This window comes from Thermosynechococcus sp. Uc, from assembly GCF_029335995.1.
Lineage (GTDB): Bacteria > Cyanobacteriota > Cyanobacteriia > Thermosynechococcales > Thermosynechococcaceae > Thermosynechococcus.
The window spans coordinates 1-3,597 of the sequence record NZ_JARJMS020000067.1; the positions used below are offsets into that span (position 1 = coordinate 1).

The window sequence follows — 3,597 nt, forward strand, 5'->3', positions numbered from 1 at the left end:
GGGTTGTGGTGAGGGGGAGGGAGGGTGTTTCATAGAGCGCCTGCAAGTGGTCGCTATAGCGCCACATGTAGCTGAAGATGCGGGCAGCGGTATCGGCATAGGCATAGGTGGGAATGCCCGCCTGATTGAGGATTGCTTCTCCCCCCTTGACACTGGTGCCCCCCATCCAACTGGCGAGAATGGGCTTGGCGCCACTGGGACGGTTTTTGGCGTAGGTGGCAAGATCTTGGGCGATCGCCAGCGGATCTGTCATTGCCTGGGGAGTGAGCACCACCAGCAGGCCATCGCTGTTGGCATCGGTTTCACAGTGTTGCAGTGCCTTGAGATAGCGATCGGCGGTGGCATCCCCCAAAATATCCACGGGGTTGCCGTGGCTCCAAGCGGCAGGGAGCACCTGATCCAGTGCTTGGAGGGTCTGTGGAGAGAGGGTACTCAGTTTGCCGCCGGCGCGAATTAGGGCATCGGTGGCCAAAACGCCAGGACCGCCCGCATTGGTGAGAATTGTCAGATGGCAGCCTTGAGGACGCGATTGCTTGTCCAAGACCTCTGCCATGTCAAATAAATCTTCGATAGTTTCTACCCGCAGCACACCGCAGCGTTCCAGTGCCGCATCCACCACTGCATCAGACCCCGTCAATGCCCCCGTATGGGAAGCGGCGGCCTGAGCGGCGGCGGCAGTTCGCCCAGCTTTAATGACAATAATGGGTTTGACATAGGCCACTTCTCGTGCAGCTGAAAGGAAGGAGCGCGCATCCCCCAGAGATTCCATGTAAATGACAATGCAGCGGGTTTGGGGGTCATCGCCAAGGTAGTAAATGAGATCTCCCCAGCCCACATCCAGCATTGTACCAATGGACACAAAAGCACTAAAGCCAACATTCTCCTGTAGGCTCCAATCCAAAATTGAAGTACAGAGGGCACCACTCTGACTAAGAAAACCCACATGCCCCGGTCGCGCCATTGTGGCGGCAAAGGTGGCATTTAAGCCCGTGGGCGGACACATTAGCCCCAGACAATTAGGACCAATAATGCGCATCCGCGCCTGGCGGGCAATCGTCAGAATCTCCTGCTCTAGCGCCAGACCCGCGGCTCCCACTTCGCGAAATCCCGCCGAGACAATAATGGCTCCCTTTACCCCCGCTGCTGCGCATTCGGCAATGACTGTGGGAACGGTTGCTGCTGGCGTTGCAATCACAGCTAGATCAACCGGTTCGGGGATAGCCGTCACACTGGCATAGGCCTTAATGCCCAACACAGAACTGCGCCGCGGGTTAACTGGGAAAACCGTTCCGCCAAAGGGGGTTTGAATCAAATTCCAAAGAAGGGTGCGGCCAACACTCCCTTCCTTTTCACTAGCACCGATGACAGCAACACTTTTGGGGGCAAAAAGAGGCCGCAGGGGTTGATGGCCAGCGCGCCAAATGTCGTAGGCTGTGGTTCGGGTCATGTGGTTACTCGCGATACACAAGTTAGGAACTGAGCCACCTCTACTGTAGCGGGGGCAATCAGCCTCAGTTACGCTTCGTTACGTGGCCTGCACTTCCCAGTCACAGCCCTCTTGGCCTGTGCGCCACAGCCGCAGGTGAAAGCGGTTCTCCCCAATGCGCAGGTTGCGGAGCTGGAGTTCTTCAATGCTGGGGGGCAACAGAGGCTGCTGCAGCAAGAACTTGCCCTGGGGCGCATCTACGAGGGGCCAGACCATGATCTGGATAAATTGAAACAGACTCCCCGTGGCCCAAGCTTGGGGGGAACAGGCCACTGGATATTGCACTGGTTGGGGATAGTGTTGGCGATCAAAGCCACAGAAGAGTTCCGGGGGGCGCAGATCTGGCTGGCGACACACCATTTCAAAGAGTGTCTCCACCAACGTCAGGGCAAAGTCACTGTCGCCAATTGCCCGCAACCCCAGCGCAATGAGGGCGGTGTCGTGGGGCCAGACCGACCCCAAATGATAGCCAATGGGATTGTAGGCGGGGGAGGTACTGCTGAGGGTGCGAATGCCCCAGCCGTTAAACAGATCCGGCATTCGGAGGCGTTGTCCTACCCGTTGAGCTTTGGCCGGGTCGCAAATCCCTGTCATCAGACACTGCCCTGCATTGGAGGTGAAGCTATCCACCGCCCGGCCTTCCCCATCGAGGGCAAGGGCATAGAAGCCTTCGGGTTCTAGCCAAAAGTCACGGTTAAAGCGGTCTTTGAGGGCAGCGGCCTCCTCTTGCCAGCGATCGCCCCACTGACGATGACCCAGCTCCTGAGCAATGGCACCTAAGCGAGTCTTGGCGGCATAGACGTAGCCTTGAACTTCACACAGGGCAATAGGACCGCGCGCCAGTTGCCCACGGCGGTTGACAATACAATTGCTGGAATCTTTCCAACCTTGGTTATCAATTCCCTTCTCGGCTTGGCGACTATAGGTGAGATAGCCGGTGGTAGCCATCTGTTGATCAATCCAATCCATGGCAGCAAGGGCGTGGGGCCACAAGGCTTCAAGGGTGGCGCGATCGCCCGTCCAGCGGTAGTAGTCGGCATAGAGCATCAACCACAGGGGGGTGGCATCCACCGTGCCGTAGTAGGGTGTGTGGGGAATTTCCCGATTGCGCGCCATCTCGCCACAGCGCAGCTCGTGGAGAATTTTCCCCGGCTGCTCATCCCGCTGCGGACACATCTGTTTTCCTTGGTAATGGGCAAGGGTGCGCAGCGTATCGCGGGCAATCGTTGGATTCAAGATCAGTGTTTGCATCGCTGCAATAATGGAGTCGCGACCAAAGAGCGTCGCAAACCAAGGAATACCCGCCGTCAAGACCTTGCCGTGACTAAAGGATTGCAACAGCATGTAGAGATCTGCTATGCCCCGCCGCAGGATACGATTCCACTGGGGATTGGAGGTGACAATTTCTGTGCAGTCTGACCACCACTGTTGCCGTTCCTGTTGCGCGGCTTGATCCGCCGCAGCTAGGGAGGAGGGTACCGCTGCATGGGCTGTGGGTGAGCCATTGGTGAAGGGACGGACACAGTAGTGAATGCTGTGGTAACCCTGGGGTTCTAGCCGCAGGCGCCAGCGAGCTGTCATGTTGTCCAGACTGTCGGGGGAGGTGCCCAAAAACTGCACCTGGGTTTCCATGAGGGCACCGTCAAGGCCTTGGTAGGCAAAGCATAGATCAGCTCGTCCCTTGGTGTGGCGCAATTCACAACTCACTGGTTTCAGCGTTTGTCCCCGCTGGGGCCGACGACTGCCGTATTGGCGAATTTCAAATAAATCCTGAAAGTCTGCACCAAAGGTGAGGCAAATGTCCACCACCACAGGTTGCACTTGGTGGTTAGTGATGAGAATAGTTTCAAACAGAGCACCGCGGACGACGAGGAATCGTTCAATTGCCAGAGCTTCCGCTGGCAGATCGGGCTGTTTGGGATTGGTACACACCACCTTGAGGGCATGGCTGCCTGTGCAGTGAAAACTTAAGAGCACTGGGCGATCGCCCCCCACGCGCAGCTCCGCTTGACTTAAAAAGCGGGTGTCTTGGCAAAATAGACCCGTAATTGCCGTCTGTTGCTCGTCATTGCAAACATTGCCCAACTCATCACAAATGAGCAGCACGTCAT

2 protein-coding genes are annotated in these 3,597 nt (G+C 57.0%); both read right to left on the reverse strand.

The window, feature by feature from the left end:
- On the reverse strand, window positions 1-1,447 hold a 1,447-nt coding region (locus tag P3X23_RS07595; protein ID WP_300874953.1), incomplete at its 3' end, for a CoA-binding protein.
- Between the two features lie 78 nt (window positions 1,448-1,525).
- On the reverse strand, window positions 1,526-3,597 hold a 2,072-nt coding region (locus P3X23_RS07600; RefSeq protein WP_300874956.1), incomplete at its 5' end, for an amylo-alpha-1,6-glucosidase.